The following is a 19,544-nucleotide window of genomic DNA, read 5'->3' as shown; positions in this document are numbered from 1 at the left end:
AATCGGTTAGACTATCTGCGTTGATAGTCCCTAACGTTTGTTTAGTTTTGTATCAGTTACAGAAATCATCTCGTCACGCACTTCCTTAACTGGGATTTCAGTGATAACTGCTCCCAAGAAACCGCGAATAACCAAGCGTTCTGCAGTCTCTTGATCAAGTCCACGACTCATGAGGTAGTACATATCCTCTGGATCCACCTGACCGATTGAAGCAGCGTGTCCTGCTGTAACTTCATTTTCATCAATCAAAAGTATTGGGTTAGCGTCTGAACGGGCCTTATCAGAAAGCATAAGAACGCGGCTTTCTTGTTGTGCATCGGCACCCTTAGCACCCTTGACAATGTGACCAATACCATTGAAAGTCAAGGTACCACGCTCCAAGATAACGCCATGTTGTAAGATATGTCCCACAGAGTTGTTACCATAGTTAGTCACACGAGTATCAATCCCCTGAACTTGACGACCTGATGACAGACCAATAACTTTAAGATTGGCATGACTTCCATTGCCAATCAAGTCGCTATCAAAGTCAGCAATAACATTACCCTCGTTCATGATTCCGAGAGCCCAGTCAATGCTTGCATCACGACCAATACGACCACGACGGCTGATATAAGTTGTGACATTTTCACCTAAACGGTCAATAGCCGCAAACTTAACTTGAGCACCGTCTTGTGCAATAACTTCCACAGAAATGTTGGCACTAGCTTTTTCAGTAGATTCACCTAGCGTTTCAAAACGCTCAAGATAAGTCAATTTACTGTTTTTACCCGCTACAATCAAAACATGTTTGTTAAATGGAACAGATGAATCGCCATCTTGGTAGAAATAGCTCTCAACTGGCAAGTCAATTTCAACATTATCTGGTACATAAAGGACTGCTGCACTATTGAAATAGGCATAGTTATAGGCTGCTAATTTGTCCTCATCGTAGGCTACAGCCTTACCAAAGAAGGATTCAACGACTTCTGGGATTTCTTCAAGAGCTGTTGCAAGGTCTGTGAAGACAAGACCTTGATTAATCAAGTCAGATGGCAATTGTTCAAGGACAGTATTTGTTCCTACTTGAACCAATTTAGGATTGTTTCCAAGCGCTGTAAAGTCAGGCACATTTGCTGATGATTCATTTTCAGCAATCGTTCCATCGCCTAGATTCCAACGGTGGAATTTAACACGCTCAATTTTCGGAAGAGCCAAACCGTCAAGCTTATCAAACGCTGCTTGACGAAGGTCTTGCAACCAGAGTGGCTCTGCTTTTGCTTGTGAAAAAGCGATAATAGATTCTTTTGACATAGGTTACTCCTTTTCTAGTTATTTCGAGTAACAGACTTAGGCTTCTTCGTGGTACTCGTAACCGAGCTCTTCAGCGATTTTCGCATAACCTTCTTGCTCAAGACGGGCAGCCAATTCAGGACCACCTGAAAGAACCACTTGACCTTCCATCATTACGTGTACAACATCTGGAGTGATGTAGTTCAAGAGACGTTGGTAGTGAGTGATAATCATAGCACCAAAGCCTTCGCCACGCATAGCGTTAACCCCTTTTGAAACCACTTTAAGAGCATCAATATCAAGACCTGAGTCAATCTCATCAAGAAGAGCAAACTTAGGTTCCAACATAAGCAACTGAAGAATTTCGTTACGTTTCTTCTCACCACCTGAGAAACCTTCGTTAAGGTAACGCTCAGCCATTTCTTCACGCATACCAAGTAATTCCATCTTTTCATCCAATTTAGTGATGAAATCAAGGACAGAAATCTTTTCATCATCTTCTTTACCAGCATTCATAGCCGCACGGATAAACTCAGCATTTGTAATCCCTGGGATTTCAGCTGGGTATTGCATAGCAAGAAAAAGACCTAGGCGTGCACGTTCATCAACTTCTAAGTCGAGGATGCTTTCACCATCAAAAAGGATGTCTCCTTCTGTGATTTCATAATTTGGGTTACCCATGATAGCAGCCGAAAGGGTAGATTTACCAGTTCCGTTAGGACCCATAATAGCAGCAATCTCACCAGTTTTAAGAGTCAAATTAAGCCCCTTCAAGATTTCTTTATCTTCAACAGAAACATGAAGATTTTTGATTTCAAGTACAGACATTGTATACCCCTTTTCCATATATACAGCGAGCATGTGCTCGCTAATTGCATTATTTTTTTGAAAATAGCAAAACTATTTTCCGGAAAATAAAAAGAGAACTTCCATTTTCCTTAATTAGAACCATTATAACAAAAAAGCCATTGCTTGGCTTTTCAAATGTTTATTTTTTTCGACCTTGCTTCCATTTCAACATGATTGCTTGACGATAATCACTGTTCCCGATAAATTTCAGGAAGTTAAAGAGGGGTGTTCGACCAATGCCCCAAATCTCGAGCCCTTCAATCAGAATTTCCATCCCTAAAAGTAGACTCAAGAGCAGAAGGATACCACCAAAACGACTGGAAACATTCAACAAGAGGGCAATCAATGAAAAGAGAGTAGCGATGGCATAAACCACCAGAACTGCTCCTCGATGAGTGAACCCCATAGCTAAAAGGCGATGATGCAAGTGCATCTTGTCAGCCTCCATGGCTGGGCGCCCTGACAACTTACGGCGGACAATAGCCACCACCGTATCAGTAATAGGCACCCCCAAGATAATAACAGGCGACAAAATAGCTACTGCTGTTGCATTTTTCAGCCCTTGCAATGACAAGACACCTATCATAAAGCCAATAAAGAGCGCCCCTGTATCACCTAGATAGATAATCGCTGGATGATAATTGTAAGGGAAAAAGCCTATAATGGCAGCCACTAAGACAAAGATGGTCAAGGTCAAGAAAATATCAGTATCATAGAGGAAGAAATAAGAAATCACCCCCATAGTCATCAGGGAAATGATAGAAACTCCTCCAACCAATCCATCCAAACCATCAATCAGATTAATGGCATTGGTGATAGCAGCAATCCATAACACTGTTAGAATCAAGGTCAAGACTGGCCCAAACTGAATCACGGGACCGCCAAAAGGTATCTTAAAGCTATCAAATCGAAAATCCGTAAAAGCCCAAACAATAACAGCTCCGATAACAATACCGAGCATCTTAGGCAAAGGTTTTAATTCAAAGATATCATCAATGAAACCTGTCGATACCACAATAGCACCACCCACAACAACCGGTAGGATGTATCTAAAATAAGAAATATGCCAGACATCCTTCTGAATAATCATAGGCATAAATACCAAGGTCGCCAGTACAAAAGCCAAGAAAATAGCTAGACCACCAGCACTCGGCATTGGCTTTTTATTGATACGTCTTGCATTTGGATTATCAACTGCTCCGACTCGAAAGGCCAAAGAACGAACCAGTGGGGTTCCCACAATGGCAATCAAAGAGGTCCCAATCAAGACAAAAATATAATTAATGGTCCAAGGCATGTCCTAGCTCCATTTCGTTGCTTGTAATACCGGTAAGGCGTCCTCTTCCATCAAGATTGTTGCATGCTCTTGTAGATAGGGACGTGTTCGGTCTGCCACATTCGCATATTCAAGAAAACGCGCATACATATTGTTCGCGTAATAATCAGGCTCATCAGCCAAGTAAAGAAGGATAGTCATATAGTAGACATCACCAAGTTTATAAAGTTCAGAACCCTCCACTGACACATTCTTCAAACCTTGCGCAAAGGTCACTACTTGATCAAAGTCAGAGAAAGCCAAGACATAGTGAGTATAATCTTCACGAATAGTTTCCTCAGCCACTTCCTTAGCCGGATCTGTCATAGTCTCATCAACCTCTTTCAAGGTCTTTTCAAGCTCTTCGAGCTTATGGTGGGCTTCAATATCTCCCTTATCCATAAAGTTATCTTCAAGAGCTTTGAGGAATTCTTCTGGAGAAAGTCCTGAATAGTCTTCCATATCTGACAAATCATTGAAATCAAGGTCTTCCTTAAGATCTGATTTAGTCACAAAAACATCCACACGATCCTTTCGTGGCGTGACACGGAAGCTCAACATCCCACTATTTTTAAAGTTATCAGGTAAGTCCAACTCATCCATGACAGTATAGAAAAATTCCTCTGTTTTTTCCTGGGGAATCAAGAAATCTTTCAGCTCCATACCATGTTCTTCAAGATCTTCCATGGTAATCATGATTTTTAGAGTTGTCTCGCTTATTTGTTTCATTTCCATATGTAAAAACCTCGCACGAGTAGTTATTTCATTATACTAGAAAAACAAAGAGATAGCAATTTCTGAACAAGTTTAGGTCTTATTTTAGGAAGCTTTTTTTAAAATTCTCTAATACTAGCAAAGACTTGAATTTTCCTATTTATTGCTGTCAGCTATCCTAGAAAAGAGTAAAATAAAAGTGGATATATAGTGGATATATGGTTGGAGGTAACAACCATGACTGCCTATAAAAAAGGATGACTTCGAACTAGCAATACTGTAAGAATAACGAGTTTTTTGACGCTCTTTCTCTACTTGTCAGGAAAACCTTATCAAGTAAACAAATCTACCTTTCTTACAGGATTAATCCTTGCCACTATACTGGCAACTGCACCCATTTACGACGATAATCATTTGACATTCAGACAACAATCACTCCTCCACTTCTCGATCTTGTATGTTACCATCCTTCCAATCCTCTGTTTTTCCGGATGGCATCCCTTGCATAATGATTGTAGACTTATTGAAAATCCTTTCCGGTTTCCTAACTTGCGGACTAGTTCTTTAGACACTAGCTTATCTTATCTTTGGAAAACTTCTCAATAACTAATCTCTAAACCAGATAAAAAGGACTTCAATCGAAATCCTTTCAATTTTTTATCCAAAAATAAGTTTGACAGCTCCATAGAAAAGCACAATGATACCGAGTACGATACGGTATTTTCCAAAAACAGTGAAATCGTGTTTCTTAATATAGTTCATCAAGAAGCGAATCACAAATAGGCTGACAAGAAAGGCTGTCACACTAGCTACCAATAGAATGGCCGCTTGTCCACCAGTCAAGGTGTTCCCATCAATAAAATACTTAACTGCCTTAAGCCCACTATAACCAAACATCGTTGGAATAGCAAGGAAGAAGGTAAAGTCAGCTGCTACGCTACGACTAGTACCAACGATGATTCCCCCAAGAATAGTAGCACCTGAACGACTAGTCCCTGGAATGATACTCAAGACTTGGAAAAGACCAATATAGAAAGCGGTCTTGTAAGACATACGTGCCAAGTCCGTTACCTTAGGCTCTACACGTCGATTGCGGTCCTCAATCCAAATAAAGGCAATCCCGTAGACCACCAACATGATAGCTACTACAAAGAAATTACTGAGGTGGGCCTCCATCCAATCATCTAAAAGAAGACCAAAGAAGGCTGAGGGAATACAAGCAATGACCACCTTGAGCCAAAGTTGCCAAGTCAACTGCACTTCACGTGCTGTTTTACCAGGTTGAAAGGGATTCAAACGTTTAAAGTAAATGACCATAACTGCTAAAATAGCCCCAAGCTGGATAACGATATTAAACATATCAATGAAATCTTTACTTTGTCTTAAGTTCAAGAATTCATTAACCAAGATCAAATGACCTGTTGATGAGATGGGTAACCACTCAGTTATCCCTTCGACAATCCCAAGAAAGACTGCCTTTAGTAATTCAATAATATACTGTGCCGTTTGCATTATTATCTCCGTTTTTAAATGTTAGACTTATCACATCAATAGTGAATAAGACTCCAAATCATACTCCCCATTATATCAAATTAGCAACTGTATTTAAAGACAATCCTGATATACAGTTTTTTCTAGCATCACCTTATTGTCATCAGTCTCAATTTCCTGTAAAATAGTAAGGAATGACATTTTTATAGGAGACATTGTTTCAATGAAAAAAATTATTGTAGCCTGCTTTGCGGCTCTCCTCCTCGTTTTTGGCGGAGTATCAAGCGCTCAAGCAGACGAGTATCTCCGTGTTGGTATGGAAGCTGCCTATGCACCTTTCAACTGGACACAGGATGATAACTCAAACGGAGCCATTCCAATAGAAGGTACTAAACAGTATGCCAACGGTTATGACGTGCAAATCGCTAAAAAAATCGCTGAAGCCCAAGGTAAGAAACCCTTGGTGGTCAAAACAGCTTGGACAGGTTTGATTCCTGCCCTCACTTCTGGCAAGATTGATATGATTATCGCAGGTATGAGTCCAACAGCTGAACGTCGTCAAGAAATTGACTTTTCAGATAGCTACTACCGTAGTGAACCTGTTATAGTTGTTAGCTCTGATGGCAATTACGCCAAGGCTAAGAGCGTCAAGGATTTCAAGAATGCTAAAATCACAGCTCAACAAGGAGTTTACCTCTACAACTTGATTGATCAGATTCCAAATGTGAACAAACAAACTGCCATGGGGGACTTCGGTGCGATGCGGCAAGCCCTTGCATCTGGTATCATCGATGGTTATGTCTCAGAGCGACCAGAAGCACGCACTGCTGAAAAGGCTAGCTCAAAATATAAGATGATTTCACTTAAAGATGGCGGCTTCCAGGTATCAGACGATGATGTTTCCTTGGCTGTCGGTCTTCGTAAAGGAGACAACCAGCAAATGGAACAAGTCAATAAGGTTCTTGCTGGTATCAGCCAAGAAAAGCGTGTCAAACTGATGGATCACATCATTGACATTCAACCTGCAGATAAGACTGATGAAGCTAAAAAAGGAAACTTCTTTAGCCAAGTGACTACTATTATTGCTAAAAACTGGCCACAATTCTTGCGTGGTACAGCAATGACACTTCTTATCTCCATTATCGGTACTGTTGTCGGAACTTTTATCGGTCTTATGATTGGTGTTTACCGTACAGCTCCTAAGGCTGCTAATAAATTTGTAGCCTTGCTCCAAAAAATCTTCGGTTGGTTTCTTAACGTTTATATCGAAGTTTTCCGTGGTACACCAATGATTGTACAATCTATGGTTATCTATTACGGTACTGCCCAAGCTTTTGGCATCAATATTGACCGTACACTGGCAGCTATATTCATTGTTTCTATTAACACCGGAGCCTACATGAGTGAAATTGTTCGTGGTGGTATCTTCGCTGTTGATAAGGGGCAATTCGAAGCTGCTACTGCTCTTGGTTTTACCCACGGTCAAACCATGCGCAAGATTGTTCTTCCACAGGTTATCCGTAACATCTTGCCAGCCACTGGTAATGAGTTCGTCATTAATATTAAAGATACCTCTGTGTTGAATGTTATCTCTGTCGTGGAACTTTACTTCGCAGGTAACACTGTTGCAACCCAAACTTACCAATACTTCCAAACATTCTTTGTTATTGCAGCAATCTACTTTGTTCTTACTTTCACAGTAACTCGCATCTTGCGTTATGTAGAACGCCGTTTGGATCAAGATACTTACACACAAGGAGGAGGGGTTCACTAATGACTGAGACGATTTTAGAAATCAAAAACCTCAAAAAATCATACGGAAAAAACGAAGTTCTCAAAGATATCTCCCTCAGTGTCAAAAAAGGGGAGGTTATCTCAATTATTGGTTCTTCAGGTTCAGGGAAATCAACCTTCCTTCGCTCTATTAACCTACTCGAATCACCTTCAGGTGGTGAAATCCTCTATCATGGGGATAACGTCCTTGAAAAAGGTTATGATCTCACTACCTATCGTGAGAGACTCGGTATGGTGTTCCAATCCTTCAACCTCTTTGAAAACCTTAATGTCTTGGAAAATGCTATCGTAGCTCAAACAACTGTTCTCAAACGTGACCGTAAAGAAGCCGAGAGTATCGCCAAAGCTAACTTAGAGAAAGTTGGTATGGGGGAACAATACTGGAAAGCTAAACCAAAACAACTTTCAGGGGGCCAAAAACAACGTGTGGCGATTGCTCGTGCCCTCTCTGTTGACCCAGAAGCCATCCTCTTTGACGAGCCAACTTCAGCCCTTGACCCAGAAATGGTAGGGGAAGTACTCAAGACCATGCAGGAGCTATCTGGAACCGGGTTGACCATGATTATCGTTACCCATGAAATGGAGTTTGCACGCGATGTTTCAGACCGTGTCATCTTCATGGATAAAGGGGTAATCGCTGAACAAGGTAGCCCAGAACAAATCTTTGAAAATCCTAAAGAAGAACGTACCAAGGAATTCCTCAAACGTTTCTTGGGTTAAAAACGAAAAAGTTAAGGTTTCGGCCTTAACTTTTTTAGATTCTCTGATATAAGAAACGGCAACTGCCGTTTTTTGTCTCTATTTGCTTAGTTACGACGTGTACGTCTGTCAACAAAACCAAGAAAGGCCAATAGTGTCATAAAAAGACCTAAAAAGGCAAGTCCTACTACAGTTACCTCACCTGTTTCTGGCAAGCTGTATACTTCTTGAACAGGTACTTGTTTTTCAGCGTTTGTTTGAGTGGCTTTTTCTTGTGTTGTGAGAGCGACAACTTTACCATCTACATTATAAATTTGTCTGCTACATCTTTGGCAGTTTTTTCTGCTGATTGAGCGGTCGCTACTGCTGTCTTAGTTTCGTTAGCTTCATTTTCAGCGATGGATACTTGACCTTGAGCTACAGCAATAGCTTCTAGACTTGCTTCATCGGCTGCTGTTTGTGCCTTTTGCAAGTTAGCATCTGCAGTCGCTAAGTTTGCTTTAGCATGATTGATAGTCTCTTCGTGATCAGCGACTACTAACTCTTGATGCGATACCGATTGACTTGCAGCATTTGCTTGTTCCCTAGCCGTTTCTACTTGTGATTGAGTTGGGATAGCTTGTGTAGCTGTCTATAATACTGATGCTGTTGTTAAGACTTGATCATTTGTCGTTACCTCATCAGCTTTAGCAACTGAAGCAGAAACTGCAAGTGCTGCAATTCCAGCTGTCGCCAAAACCTTTTTATTCATAAGACGAACTACTTTTTTTATTAAAAATCACTACTATACAATAATATTTTAACAGTATTAAGGCAGGATATTATCTTCTAATTTTTAAAATTTAATTATTTTATAAGGTTTCATAGCCTGCTTACAAAAATTGTTAGTCAAAAGTAGAATTGCTGTTTCAAAGTCCCTTTTTAGCCTTTGATTTTGCCCTACCCACCTATTCTATAAAATCTTCGTTACAGTTTCTTAACTTTCTTTAAACATTTTTTTGATATAATGTGTACTCATCATATGCAAAAGGAAGGGAAAAGTGGAAAAAGTATTGAGTAACATCCTACTAAGAATCATCTCACTTGGCTTGTCTTACTGGTTTTACAGAGGACATCTGGAACAATATGTTCATTATATCGCCCATTACGGTCCCTACTTCCAAGTTTTCCTAAACCTAGTCATTATTATTTTATTAGGGTACTTCGTCTACGCTTTTTTGAAACTCCTTCTCACTAGGAAAATAAAAAAACAAACACTTCTCCTACTTTACTTCATTTACTTTCTTTCTCTCTTTTACCTACTTTTCTTGAAAAACATCGGCATCCAAGGGATATCCCTTAATCCTCTTTCCTTCGCTCAGGAACTACACTGGGGCAGCCACTTTGTTCCCATCATGAACCTATTAATGTTCATCCCCCTAGGACTCCTCTTTTCTTCCCGAATGAGTAATCTCCTACTCTGTCTCATCGCCCTTTTCTCCGTCGAATCCATCCAATACTTTGGACATCTTGGAATATTTGATTTAGGAGATATCGTCTTAAATATGTTAGGTCTCCTTGTCGGGACTGCAATTCATCAACTCCCTCAGTTTCAAACATTAATCAAAAAAATTTTAACATAGAAAAGCCTCCAGAACTTAAATCTGGAGGTTTCGTTAGGGCACTTTTTTAGATGAATACAAAAAAATTAAACGAGGACGTCTTATAGGTTCGGAATAAAAGACAAAATAATAGCTTTCTGAATCCAGCTAGCTGTTTTGAACTCGTGCTAAAATCCTAATCAAAAATAAAAACTGCTCCATCATGGAGCAGTTTCAATTTCGTTCATTCAAGATACAAAGCTATCTTGAATTAACGACGAAGTCCAAGTGAGCTGATCAACTCACGGTAACGGTTAACGTCTTTGCGGCGAAGGTATGCCAACAAGTTACGACGGTGACCGATTTTTTTCATCAAACCACGGTAAGTAGCGTGGTCTTTTTTGTGTTGTTTGATATGGTCGTTAAGGTGGTTGATTTCCCAAGTAAGGACAGCAACTTGAACCTCTACTGAACCAGTGTCACCTTCGTGACGTGCGTATTGTGCAATGATTTCATTTTTTTTCTCTTTTGAGATTGCCATGTTTTTTCTCCTTTTTTTGCTCCATCCGAGTCTTAGGATTGGCTCTCCTAAAACCAAGAAAAAGTTGGTTTGTCTTTACGACCTCTCTATTCTAGCTTATCTACTAATCTTTGTCAATCGTCAAATTCACTGTTTGAGACTTTCTAACTTAGGCTTTTTTGACCATTCTTGAATTCAGAAGGAAGCCTAAGAAAAGTAGAAAACTAACTATAGCATAAGCTAAGAAAATCCAACTAAAACTTGAAGAGACCAGTGCCAGCAATTTCAAAACATAAGGGGATACGGCTGAGCCTAGGTTGCATCCTAAGAGAACATAAGCCGTCGCCTTATTCAGCAAATTTCTAGCAATACATTCAGAAAGACGATGAAAGATAAAGGTCAAAATAATACTGTAAAAGAAACCAACACCAACAGAAAACAAAATCAATGTCAGCAAGTTGTTAGCCAGAGCTATTCCAAATAGACAGATAGATAGGCAAAGCAGGGCCATCGGCAAGAGACGGTTCTTAATGTGAGCTAGCAATGAAGCAAAGCTAAGTCCAGCTGCAATCCCAATTCCCTGTTCCAAACTAAGTACCAGAGCTGATTCCCCACCTACAATGGTCTTACCATCAACTTGAAAAAGAGGCACGCGCAAACTAATCGATGAATTAATGCAAATCACAAAACCTGACAAGAGGGCCATGCCTAAAATCATAGCAAAATCTTTTTTATTCAAACCTTGTTTACTTTTTTGTATCTCTTTCTTCTCTATCTGCTCCATCGGTGGTACAAAGAGAAGGTACATTGCTAGGATGATAAAACCAAAACCGTAGATAAGAAAAGCAAGTGTCCAATGAATTTTCAGTAATTGTCCAACCAAAAGGGAACATGATGCCCCACCAATCAATTCCACGGAACCTCTAATTCCAAGCATCTGAATCCTCTCTTTGCCCTGGTAACGCTGACTAATGATAGAAATAGCCTTGGCATTGATGAAACCGATACCCATTCCAAAAACAAGACGAGACAGTAAAACAAGTGGATACCATTGTACAAAGAAAGGAAAAATTCCAGCACTACTTAGTAAAATTAAACCTGTCATAATCAATTGCCTGTCATTTAACCATTTGTCAACAAAAGGATTAAGTAAGAGCATAGCCACTACGGAAAAAGAAGGGACAGACACCAAAAGCTCGACTTGAGAAGCATTATATGTTGGACTATAGTAGTCCAACATAGGTGGTAGAGCGGTTGAAATGGAGAAGGCTGAAATCAAAAGCAAAGATAGCCCGAGTAGGCTCATTTTTTCTAAAATCTTTGTCATAATCATAATATAGGGATAAGAGCATCCTTTCTTTACTTGTCTGATAGTTATTTTTTCATTATAATCTAAGAAGAGCTAAAAAAATAGGACCTAAGTCCTAAAAAGGAGATGTATGCGTAACCACACTATTCACCCTCAACTTGAACAAGTCTTCTCAGCCCCCTATCTCAGCCAATTACAGAAAGTCACTTTTCAAAAAGGCAATTACATTTGCACTCAGGGACAAGATATCACTGAGTTAACCTACATTTTATCAGGTAGAGTAAAAATTGTTCGCTCCCTATCCAATGGTAAAGAACACATCCTAGAAATGCCTCAACAACCACAGCTACTGGGAGACGTTGAACTCATGACCAATCAATTAGCGGGTTCTTCAGTCATTGCTTTAGAAGAAGTTCAAGCAGCCCAGCTCCCATTAAATAATAAAGAAGCACTCCTCAAAGACCCTATTTTTCTCTATCATATTGGGCGTAACCTAGCAATGGCTCTGCATAGACAGGGCATTACTGCCTCAACGAATGCCAGCTACTTTGTCAAAGAGCGTCTAGCTACTCATATTTTGAATATTGAGGAACAAGATATCTTTCAGTTATCACCATCCATTTTATCTTCTAGTTTTGGGACTAGCTATCGACATGTACAGCGAGTCATCAAACAATTTATCGACCAAGGAATCATTGAGAAGAAAGCTTTTAAAACCTATCGCATTTTACAGAGAGATAGCTTGGAAACCTTGGCTTTCATCGATTAAAAAAAACGCTATTTTAGCCCTTGATGGTTTAACTTTCAACCCTTTTGTGCTATAGTTATAAACAAGTAAATCAAATAAAATAGAGGTATACAAATGGATGCTCAAACCAAAATTATCCGCGCCAGCCACATGATTGATATGAACGATATCATACGCGAAGGCAACCCAACCTTGCGTGCTGTCGCTGAAGACGTAACCCTACCACTTTCAGATGAAGATATTATCCTTGGTGAAAAAATGATGCAGTTTCTTCGTAATTCACAGGATCCTGTTATCGCTGAAAAAATGGGACTTCGAGGAGGTGTTGGTCTTGCAGCACCACAATTAGATATTTCAAAACGCATTATTGCTGTTCTCGTTCCAAATCCTGAAGACGCTAAGGGGAATCCACCTAAAGAAGCTTATAGCCTTCAAGAAATCATGTATAATCCTAAAGTAGTTGCCCATTCTGTTCAGGAGGCTGCTCTAGGTGACGGTGAAGGATGCCTTTCAGTCGATCGCGACGTTCCTGGATATGTCGTTCGCCATGCTCGTGTTACTATTGAATACTTCAACAAAGAGGGTGAAAAGAAACGTATTAAACTCCGTGGTTACGACTCGATCGTTGTTCAACATGAAATCGACCATACTAACGGTATCATGTTCTACGACCGTATCAATAAAGACAATCCATTTACTATCAAGGATGGACTCTTGATTATCGAATAATGAAAATCCTCAGTAGAGATACTGGGGATTTAGATTGAAGAAATGATCCTCCTTAAGTCTTTCTAGATTATGATGGATTCTTCAAAGTATTTCATCGTTAGTTTACACATAGAAAAGAACTGACTAATATCAGTTCTTTTTTCATTATATTAACCCGTCCTCAGACAAGCATATTGTAAAGTGTTTCATTTCCGTTAAGATTAATGTAACTTGGATCAAATTCAGAAAGACGCTCAAGAAGGCCATCATAATCATTCTTATCACTAAGAGCTATACCAATGAGAACTGGACCTTTCCCTTTATTGGCACGTTTGATGTACTCAAAACGAGTAATGTCATCATTTGGCCCTAAGATATCATTTACAAACTCACGAAGGGCTCCTGGACGTTGTGGGAAATTAACCACAAAATAGTGCTTGATTCCATCATAGATAAGGGCACGTTCTTCCATCTCTGGCATACGGTTAATATCATTATTACCGCCTGAAATGATGCAAACGATAGTTTTTCCTTTAATTTCATCTTTAATCACTTCAAGTGCCGCAACTGATGCTGCCCCTGCAGGTTCTGCGATAGTACCAACCTTCGAGTACATATCAATTAAGGTTTCTGAGATTAATCCTTCATCAACTCCCAAGAGACGATCTACATATTTACGAGCAACTTCGTAAGTTTTTGCACCTACCTTTTGGACAGCAATCCCATCTGCAAACTTATCAATCTTTTCAAGTTTTACAGGATAACCATGGTCAAAGGCTGCACGCATACTACGAGCACCACTAGCCTCAACACCTACAACCTCTATAGAGGGTGCCACATCCTTGATATAGGTAGCCACACCAGAGATGAGTCCACCCCCACCTACCGGCACTAAGATACTATCAAAGGAAACACCTTCCTCTTGAGCTTGCTCATAAATTTCATAAGCAACAGTTCCTTGACCCGCTTGGACATTATAATCATCGAATGGATCAATGAAAGTCATCCCTTCCGACTTCTTATACTCTTGTGCCGCTTTAGCAGATTCATCAAAGGTATCTCCAACCAATTTAATTGTTACAAACTTGCCACCAAAGAAACGTACTTGACCAATTTTTTGGAGAGGAGTTGTTACTGGCATAAAGATAGTTGCAGGAATCTTCATTTCATTACAAGTATAAGCAACACCTTGGGCATGGTTTCCGGCTGATGCACAGACCACACCATGTTCCTTGTCTTCATCACTTAACTGATGGATCGCATAGTAGGCACCACGTAATTTAAAGGAACGTACCTTTTGCATATTTTCTTTTTTAATATTAATAGTCGCTCCATATTTTTCAGATAAGTAGCGATCAAAATCTAGTGGGGTACGCTCCACCACGTTTTTTAAGACTTCGTTAGCCTTTACGATATCATTTGCAGTAATCATTGGCTCTCCTTTGACACAAAATTCAAACTATTTCTATTGTATCACAATTTTCAGAAAAATAGCAATCTATCAAAAGAAAACTCCTTGTTCATACAAAGAGTTTTACCTATTATTTATTCTTTTTTGACATCAAGAAATTACGAAGAACTGTCACCTCTGCTAGGACTATAGCTTTAAGTATAGCAACAACACGTTCTCCCCACTTATGAGATTTTGCTGTTTTATCAATGTAGCCTTAAGATTTTTAGTTGATCTTTTATCATCTGCTTGCATCTTTATCTTACTGGCAAGGTTAAGATCTTAACTACCATTGTAGGTGTTCTCTGACGAAGGTGTATTGACAAGGTCTTGACGACTGCTACACATATAACTGACATCCATTGTGATGCTGTCAATCATCTCAACAATATTTCTGATTGTTGTTGCATCATACAAGCCACCCTCCGTATCCTTCAAGATAGGTACTGCTAATTTTTCGATAGAAACCTCCGAAGTAGCTACTACCATAGAGTGAGATTCCGAGCTAGCTGTTTCTGAATATCTTTCATAATTACTAAAGAGTGATGCTACTTCTGTGACTGTTTTAAAAGTACTTGGTAAAAATTCTGAGACCCGTGGAGTTTCAGAAAGACGATTCCAACTATTGATGTTTTCTGGTACTCCTTCAAAGATCATTTCATTTGAAGTGCTTGCCTAGCTCTCTGATTCTGTCAAATAAACTGCTGGTTCTTCAACTACTTCTGATTCTGAAGTTGACGTTTCTAATGATGCTGTTGTACTTTCTGACACTTCTGACAAGGAGACTGAAACAGATATACTTGCGGCCTCCGAAATTAAAATATTGATTGAATCTGATACTACTGAACCTTGATCCGTATTAGACGCTGAGTTATCACCTTTCTTAGCATGCAAGATCTCTGATACAGCTATTGCCTACCGGAGCAGCTACTGAATTTACTAGCTCATCAACTAATGGTGATGCTTTAAATGTCTCATCTAATTTAGGAGATTCCATAGATGGTTTTACATCTGTTGTAGCCTCTGAATCTTTGTATACTAAAGCATGTTCCAAAGAGTTAGTTTAGGAACTCAAATGACAAGTACCGGTTAATCATTTTCATCTGTTTCAAGCCTTGCTTGTGCCTTTCTCATAATCGAAGTTGCCCAATCATCTGGTGACGTCACATAGAGTTGATCTGCAATTTTAACAGCCTCTTGAGCTGCTTTCCCTGATAGGCTAAGACGAACTGTGAGATTTTCTTGAGCATATGGTGTTTTATTGTCCACATCCCCCTCTTCATTATGCAGCTCGCATTGATGCCGATCATGTTAATCATTTGAACTGTTGATAAGCCTTTCCCAGACTTGACAAATATCCAAACTTTATCACCTGTCACACCTAGAGCATCCTTAGAAAGGATTTCACCAGTAACATTCTTAGTAGATACAGACCGATTGCTGTTAGTCACACCCTCACTACGGAGAAGATTTTCATAAGCAGTGATAAACTGTTGGTAGTTGTAAAGCTTACGAATAGTATACTTAGCTACACTAAGGTATGGAGTTTGGTAATAGGCAACTTTGAAAGACGTTAAGAGCTGCAATGGACATGTGATAACCACCAGCTGCAACTACTGTCGCATCTACCAGAAAAGCCGCGTCGGCTTGTAATGGCTTGCTCGCAAAAACATTTTTACCAACACTGTTAGTTGCTTTTCCAGCAAGAACAGTATAGTCAATCCCCGATTCCTCCATGTAAGCACCAACGATAAGTGATTCAGTTTTGTTGCGTACCATATCAATACGTGCTTTCAAATCACCGTAGGCAATCTGCATACGACCTGGAATAACTAATAACTGGTTTTATTACTTCTGAATTGACCACGTTACCTGCCTTGGCAGCTTGAATCATCCCTAGGATACCACCGGCTACAAACAAGCCTGATAATAATTTAGTTGACGCTACTTTCTTTAACATATCTACCTATCCCTCTAAAAAAGTTTAAATCACCTCAGCGTTTCAAATTATTACTATTTGTATTTGCATGCTGTAAACTCGAGTTATTTTTTGTAAAACAAGGGAATTTCCGGAAATCCTCATAAACGGTAATTTTTTCATCTTGAATAGTCAGTTTTTTTCAGAAATTAGATATCCAGTTATCTAATTCTATCTAGAATGATAAAAATAAACAGTAAATGATGACATTTCAGCTCCTAAAATCCTAAATTTGATGAGGATAAAAAACATCTCCCATGCAAAGTGAGAAATGATTTGTTTATCTATTTTTAGTATCCAAGATGACAGTAACAGGGCCATCATTGACCAGACTAACCTGCATATCTGCACCAAAGCGTCCTCTTTCTACAGGAACATGACTTGACAAGGATTGGTTGAAATCGTCATAGAACTGGCTGGCCATGTCAGGCTTTGCAGCTCCCGTAAATGCCGGTCGATTCCCTTTTTTCGTATCTGCAAAAAGCGTAAACTGAGAAATCGATAAAATCTGACCACCAATATCCTTAACAGAGAGATTCATCTTGCCATTTTCATCTGAAAAAATGCGCATATTGATAATCTTACGAACCGCATAGTCAAGATCCTCTTTAGTGTCTTCTGGGCCAACTCCAACCAAGAGCAAAAGCCCTTGCTTAATAGTACCGACCGTACTATCCTCAATAGCTACAGAAGCACTTTGCACGCGCTGAATCACAATCTTCATAGCAGAAACTCCTTAACCATTAGTACGTTTAACACTATAAACATCTGGAATAATTTTAATCTTATCCACAAGGCCAGTCAATTCAATAAGGTTAGCAATTTCAAAGCTAACGTGAATATTGGCAAACTTCATATCCTTAGTTGGTTGTGCATTAACCGAAGCAATGCTCTTGGTTGTATTTGACAAGATTTGAAGAACATCGTTCAAAAGACCCGAACGATTTAGGCCATAGATATCAATCTCAGCTAAGTAAGATTTATTGGTATTGCGTTCATCCCACTCAACTTCAATTAAACGTTGCTCATAACCTTCTTGATTCTTGATATTATTACAATCTGAGCGATGAATAGCTATTCCACGTCCCTTAGTGATATAACCTTCAATCTCATCTCCAGGTACTGGGTTACAACACTTAGCGATACGCATAAGGAGACCTGAGGCACCTTGAATGATAACTCCATTTTCACTTTTAACCTTGAGAACATCTTTCTTCTCAGTCTTGACTTCGCCACCATTCATTAGTTCTTCAGCTTCAGCTTTTGCCTTAGCACGCTCTTCCTCACGGCGTTCTTTTTCTGTCAGACGATTGAAAACCGCAGCGGCACTAATTTCACCAAAACCAACAGCAGCATAGAGAGCTTCCTCACTACGCACACTCATACGAGGAAGGATCTCCTCTATATGTTTCTTGTCTAGGTACTTGTTGGCAATATAGCCATGCTCTTGGAAATAGGCTATCAAAAGCTCACGACCCTTGGTGATTGAAGCTTCCTTGTCTTGATTCTTAAAGAATTGACGAATTTTATTTCTGGCCTTAGTCGTTTTGACCATCTTAATCCAGTCACGACTAGGACCAAAGGAATTAGCATTGGTAATAATCTCAACCACATCACCCGTCTTGAGTTTGGCAGTCAGAGGCACCATACGACCATTAACCTTGGCACCTGTGGCTTTCTCGCCGACTTGGGTATGGATGGCATAGGCAAAGTCAATAGGACCTGAATCTTTAGGCAATTCCTGAACATCACCTTTTGGTGTAAAGACATAAATTCGCTCTGAGAAGATATCCTCTTTTACAGAGTCAACAAATCCCTTAGCATCCCCGTTTGAGGCATCTTGGAGTTCCACAAGATCTTTAATCCAATTCATTCCCAAAGCAGACTCTTTCGAATCGACCTTGCCCTTGATACCTTTCTTGTAAGCCCAGTGAGCTGCAACCCCGTATTCGGCAACTTGGTGCATCTCCTTAGTACGGATTTGGATTTCAATAGGCCCTTTAGGACCATAAACCGTCGTATGGATAGACTGATAACCATTGGATTTAGGATTGGCAATATAGTCTTTGAAACGTCCAGGCATAGGACGCCAGAGCTCGTGGATGTATCCCAACATAGCATAAACGTCACTATGCGTCTCCATGACACAACGAATAGCAATCAAATCATAAATCTGATCAAAGCGTTTCTTCTTGTCACGCATCTTACGAAAAATAGAGTAGATGTGTTTTGGACGGCCATAAACATCACCGACAAGCCCTTGTTCAGCTGTATAGGTCTTAATTTTATCGACAATCTCGTCCACAAGTGCCTCACGCTCGCGGCGTTTTTCCTTCATCATGTGGGAAATCTTATAAAATTCTACCTCGTTAAGGTAACGGAAAGCCGTGTCTTCCAATTCCCATTTGATACGGCTGATACCCAAACGGTGGGCCAAAGGAGCGTAAATTTCCATCGTTTCACGAGAAATGCGCTCCTGCTTATCCTTACGAAGATGCTTGAGAGTACGCATATTGTGCACACGGTCTGCCAGCTTAACCAAGATTACTCGGATATCCTTAGACATGGCCATAAGCATCTTACGGTGATTTTCAGCCAACTGCTCCTCGTGAGACTTATATTCAACCTTACCAAGCTTGGTAACACCGTCTACAATATTGCGTACATCCGTACCAAAATCCGCTTCTAAATCATCTAGCGTCTTTTCCGTGTCTTCAACGACATCATGCAAGAAACCACAGGCCACTGTTACTGCATCAAGATGGAGATCTGCCAAAATACCTGCCACTTGAATAGGGTGGATTATATAAGGTTCTCCTGACTGACGAAATTGCTCACTATGAGCATCCGTCGCATAATGCCAGGCCTTTTCGACTAATTTCAAATCATCTGCTGACATATAGGCCGAGCAAACGTCTAAAATTTCTTCTCCTGTTACATTTTTATCTTTAGCCATGATTTCTTCCTTCGCTTCTTTTAATTAACCTTTATTTTATCACTTTTGTAAGTAAAGAAAAAGAGCTAGATAAGTAATTATTAACTGGGAGGAGTCAACTTGAAAAACACAACATCTTGTGTTAGAATGATTGAACAAACACAAGATATAGATAGAAAGAG

At 39.8% G+C, this 19,544-nt stretch carries 22 protein-coding genes and 1 pseudogene; 6 read left to right on the top strand and 17 right to left on the bottom strand.

Annotation, left to right across the window (positions count from 1 at the left end; translation table 11 throughout):
- Window positions 1-30: 30 nt before the first annotated feature.
- The 4 genes from sufD to mecA form a co-directional block, all read right to left on the bottom strand.
- Window positions 31-1,293, bottom strand: a complete 1,263-nt coding sequence (gene sufD, locus E3C75_RS03190; RefSeq protein WP_011680669.1) for a Fe-S cluster assembly protein SufD — start codon at window positions 1,291-1,293, stop codon at window positions 31-33.
- Between the two features lie 36 nt (window positions 1,294-1,329).
- The gene (sufC, locus tag E3C75_RS03185; RefSeq protein WP_002947634.1) at window positions 1,330-2,100 is read right to left on the bottom strand and encodes a Fe-S cluster assembly ATPase SufC; all 771 of its coding nucleotides are present in this window, start codon (window positions 2,098-2,100) and stop codon (window positions 1,330-1,332) included.
- A 160-nt stretch (window positions 2,101-2,260) separates the two neighbouring features.
- The gene (locus E3C75_RS03180; protein ID WP_100262326.1) at window positions 2,261-3,418 is read right to left on the bottom strand and encodes a glycosyltransferase family 4 protein; all 1,158 of its coding nucleotides are present in this window, start codon (window positions 3,416-3,418) and stop codon (window positions 2,261-2,263) included.
- Between the two features lie 3 nt (window positions 3,419-3,421).
- Window positions 3,422-4,171 carry an adaptor protein MecA gene (mecA, locus tag E3C75_RS03175; RefSeq protein ID WP_100273348.1) on the bottom strand — a complete coding sequence of 250 codons (750 nt, stop codon included), beginning with the start codon at window positions 4,169-4,171 and terminating at the stop codon, window positions 3,422-3,424.
- A 276-nt stretch (window positions 4,172-4,447) separates the two neighbouring features.
- On the opposite strand from mecA, the gene E3C75_RS03170 reads away from it, so the two are divergent.
- Window positions 4,448-4,756, top strand: coding sequence for a DUF3021 family protein (locus E3C75_RS03170; protein ID WP_306496352.1), 309 nt, complete (start codon window positions 4,448-4,450; stop codon window positions 4,754-4,756).
- 51 nt (window positions 4,757-4,807) lie between these two features.
- Here the strand turns inward: E3C75_RS03170 and E3C75_RS03165 are convergent, their stop codons facing one another.
- Entirely contained in the window at window positions 4,808-5,662 is an 855-nt protein-coding gene (locus tag E3C75_RS03165) for an undecaprenyl-diphosphate phosphatase (protein ID WP_011680666.1), read from the bottom strand.
- Window positions 5,663-5,864: 202 nt separating this feature from the next.
- Here E3C75_RS03165 and E3C75_RS03160 point away from each other — a divergent pair, with 202 nt between their 5' ends.
- Both E3C75_RS03160 and E3C75_RS03155 read left to right on the top strand, forming a co-directional pair.
- Window positions 5,865-7,415 (top strand): ABC transporter substrate-binding protein/permease, encoded by a 1,551-nt coding sequence (locus E3C75_RS03160; RefSeq protein WP_011680665.1) that lies wholly within the window; start codon window positions 5,865-5,867, stop codon window positions 7,413-7,415.
- Window positions 7,415-8,155, top strand: coding sequence for an amino acid ABC transporter ATP-binding protein (locus tag E3C75_RS03155; RefSeq protein ID WP_002949253.1), 741 nt, complete (start codon window positions 7,415-7,417; stop codon window positions 8,153-8,155). The genes E3C75_RS03160 and E3C75_RS03155 overlap by 1 nt, the downstream gene beginning before the upstream one ends.
- An 86-nt stretch (window positions 8,156-8,241) precedes the next feature.
- Here E3C75_RS03155 and E3C75_RS03150 read toward each other — a convergent pair whose 3' ends face one another.
- Both E3C75_RS03150 and E3C75_RS11095 read right to left on the bottom strand, forming a co-directional pair.
- The gene (locus E3C75_RS03150; protein ID WP_081247985.1) at window positions 8,242-8,349 is read right to left on the bottom strand and encodes an LPXTG cell wall anchor domain-containing protein; all 108 of its coding nucleotides are present in this window, start codon (window positions 8,347-8,349) and stop codon (window positions 8,242-8,244) included.
- Window positions 8,350-8,435: 86 nt separating this feature from the next.
- On the bottom strand, window positions 8,436-8,606 hold the full coding sequence (locus tag E3C75_RS11095; protein WP_167740656.1) for a hypothetical protein: 171 nt from the start codon (window positions 8,604-8,606) through the stop codon (window positions 8,436-8,438).
- Between the two features lie 568 nt (window positions 8,607-9,174).
- On the opposite strand from E3C75_RS11095, the gene E3C75_RS03145 reads away from it, so the two are divergent.
- The gene (locus E3C75_RS03145; protein WP_011225359.1) at window positions 9,175-9,756 is read left to right on the top strand and encodes a VanZ family protein; all 582 of its coding nucleotides are present in this window, start codon (window positions 9,175-9,177) and stop codon (window positions 9,754-9,756) included.
- Window positions 9,757-9,985: 229 nt separating this feature from the next.
- Here E3C75_RS03145 and rpsO read toward each other — a convergent pair whose 3' ends face one another.
- Window positions 9,986-10,255 (bottom strand): 30S ribosomal protein S15, encoded by a 270-nt coding sequence (gene rpsO, locus E3C75_RS03140; RefSeq protein WP_002949247.1) that lies wholly within the window; start codon window positions 10,253-10,255, stop codon window positions 9,986-9,988.
- 148 nt (window positions 10,256-10,403) lie between these two features.
- Window positions 10,404-11,567 carry an MFS transporter gene (locus E3C75_RS03135; RefSeq protein ID WP_100273463.1) on the bottom strand — a complete coding sequence of 388 codons (1,164 nt, stop codon included), beginning with the start codon at window positions 11,565-11,567 and terminating at the stop codon, window positions 10,404-10,406.
- Between the two features lie 106 nt (window positions 11,568-11,673).
- Here E3C75_RS03135 and E3C75_RS03130 point away from each other — a divergent pair, with 106 nt between their 5' ends.
- Together E3C75_RS03130 and def are read left to right on the top strand one after the other, a co-directional pair.
- Window positions 11,674-12,312 (top strand): cyclic nucleotide-binding domain-containing protein, encoded by a 639-nt coding sequence (locus E3C75_RS03130; RefSeq protein WP_100273462.1) that lies wholly within the window; start codon window positions 11,674-11,676, stop codon window positions 12,310-12,312.
- Between the two features lie 93 nt (window positions 12,313-12,405).
- A complete protein-coding gene (def, locus tag E3C75_RS03125) occupies window positions 12,406-13,020 on the top strand; it encodes a peptide deformylase (protein WP_002949244.1) in 615 nt (204 codons plus the stop codon).
- Between the two features lie 160 nt (window positions 13,021-13,180).
- On the opposite strand, the gene ilvA is transcribed toward def, so the two are convergent.
- The 8 genes and pseudogenes from ilvA to E3C75_RS03095 form a co-directional block, all read right to left on the bottom strand.
- On the bottom strand, window positions 13,181-14,431 hold the full coding sequence (ilvA, locus tag E3C75_RS03120; protein WP_111679191.1) for a threonine ammonia-lyase IlvA: 1,251 nt from the start codon (window positions 14,429-14,431) through the stop codon (window positions 13,181-13,183).
- 300 nt (window positions 14,432-14,731) lie between these two features.
- Window positions 14,732-15,106: a hypothetical protein gene (locus E3C75_RS11475; RefSeq protein ID WP_223899613.1), complete on the bottom strand. Its 375-nt coding sequence runs from the start codon at window positions 15,104-15,106 to the stop codon at window positions 14,732-14,734.
- 18 nt (window positions 15,107-15,124) lie between these two features.
- Window positions 15,125-15,343, bottom strand: coding sequence for a hypothetical protein (locus E3C75_RS11470; RefSeq protein WP_223899612.1), 219 nt, complete (start codon window positions 15,341-15,343; stop codon window positions 15,125-15,127).
- 195 nt (window positions 15,344-15,538) lie between these two features.
- Window positions 15,539-15,718: a hypothetical protein gene (locus E3C75_RS11465; RefSeq protein ID WP_223899617.1), complete on the bottom strand. Its 180-nt coding sequence runs from the start codon at window positions 15,716-15,718 to the stop codon at window positions 15,539-15,541.
- Window positions 15,719-15,804: 86 nt separating this feature from the next.
- Window positions 15,805-16,053, bottom strand: a pseudogene (locus tag E3C75_RS11975) (glycoside hydrolase family 66 protein); the annotation flags it as partial.
- Window positions 15,983-16,267, bottom strand: coding sequence for a glycoside hydrolase family 66 protein (locus E3C75_RS11970; protein WP_065972829.1), 285 nt, complete (start codon window positions 16,265-16,267; stop codon window positions 15,983-15,985). The gene E3C75_RS11970 and the pseudogene E3C75_RS11975, both read right to left, overlap by 71 nt.
- Before the next feature lie 440 nt (window positions 16,268-16,707).
- The gene (gene dtd, locus E3C75_RS03100) at window positions 16,708-17,151 is read right to left on the bottom strand and encodes a D-aminoacyl-tRNA deacylase (RefSeq protein ID WP_084828441.1); all 444 of its coding nucleotides are present in this window, start codon (window positions 17,149-17,151) and stop codon (window positions 16,708-16,710) included.
- A gap of 12 nt (window positions 17,152-17,163) precedes the next feature.
- Window positions 17,164-19,383, bottom strand: a complete 2,220-nt coding sequence (locus tag E3C75_RS03095; RefSeq protein ID WP_084828440.1) for a RelA/SpoT family protein — start codon at window positions 19,381-19,383, stop codon at window positions 17,164-17,166.
- Between the last annotated feature and the right edge of the window lie 161 nt (window positions 19,384-19,544).

The organism is Streptococcus thermophilus (assembly GCF_010120595.1).
GTDB lineage: Bacteria > Bacillota > Bacilli > Lactobacillales > Streptococcaceae > Streptococcus > Streptococcus thermophilus.
This window is presented reverse-complemented; position numbering and strand designations above follow the sequence as displayed.

Excerpts from the sequence above, each read along its gene's own strand:
- sufD (WP_011680669.1), bottom strand. The coding sequence starts at position 1,293 with ATGTCAAAAGAATCTATTATCGCTTTTTCACAAGCAAAAGCAGAGCCA.
- E3C75_RS11970 (WP_065972829.1), bottom strand. The coding sequence starts at position 16,267 with ATGCAGATTGCCTACGGTGATTTGAAAGCACGTATTGATATGGTACGC.
- dtd (WP_084828441.1), bottom strand. The coding sequence starts at position 17,151 with ATGAAGATTGTGATTCAGCGCGTGCAAAGTGCTTCTGTAGCTATTGAG.
- E3C75_RS03130 (WP_100273462.1), top strand. The coding sequence starts at position 11,674 with ATGCGTAACCACACTATTCACCCTCAACTTGAACAAGTCTTCTCAGCC.
- E3C75_RS03165 (WP_011680666.1), bottom strand. The coding sequence starts at position 5,662 with ATGCAAACGGCACAGTATATTATTGAATTACTAAAGGCAGTCTTTCTT.
- def (WP_002949244.1), top strand. The coding sequence starts at position 12,406 with ATGGATGCTCAAACCAAAATTATCCGCGCCAGCCACATGATTGATATG.
- sufC (WP_002947634.1), bottom strand. The coding sequence starts at position 2,100 with ATGTCTGTACTTGAAATCAAAAATCTTCATGTTTCTGTTGAAGATAAA.
- E3C75_RS03180 (WP_100262326.1), bottom strand. The coding sequence starts at position 3,418 with ATGCCTTGGACCATTAATTATATTTTTGTCTTGATTGGGACCTCTTTG.
- E3C75_RS11475 (WP_223899613.1), bottom strand. The coding sequence starts at position 15,106 with ATGATCTTTGAAGGAGTACCAGAAAACATCAATAGTTGGAATCGTCTT.
- E3C75_RS03155 (WP_002949253.1), top strand. The coding sequence starts at position 7,415 with ATGACTGAGACGATTTTAGAAATCAAAAACCTCAAAAAATCATACGGA.
- E3C75_RS03160 (WP_011680665.1), top strand. The coding sequence starts at position 5,865 with ATGAAAAAAATTATTGTAGCCTGCTTTGCGGCTCTCCTCCTCGTTTTT.
- E3C75_RS03095 (WP_084828440.1), bottom strand. The coding sequence starts at position 19,383 with ATGGCTAAAGATAAAAATGTAACAGGAGAAGAAATTTTAGACGTTTGC.
- ilvA (WP_111679191.1), bottom strand. The coding sequence starts at position 14,431 with ATGATTACTGCAAATGATATCGTAAAGGCTAACGAAGTCTTAAAAAAC.
- mecA (WP_100273348.1), bottom strand. The coding sequence starts at position 4,171 with ATGGAAATGAAACAAATAAGCGAGACAACTCTAAAAATCATGATTACC.
- rpsO (WP_002949247.1), bottom strand. The coding sequence starts at position 10,255 with ATGGCAATCTCAAAAGAGAAAAAAAATGAAATCATTGCACAATACGCA.
- E3C75_RS03135 (WP_100273463.1), bottom strand. The coding sequence starts at position 11,567 with ATGATTATGACAAAGATTTTAGAAAAAATGAGCCTACTCGGGCTATCT.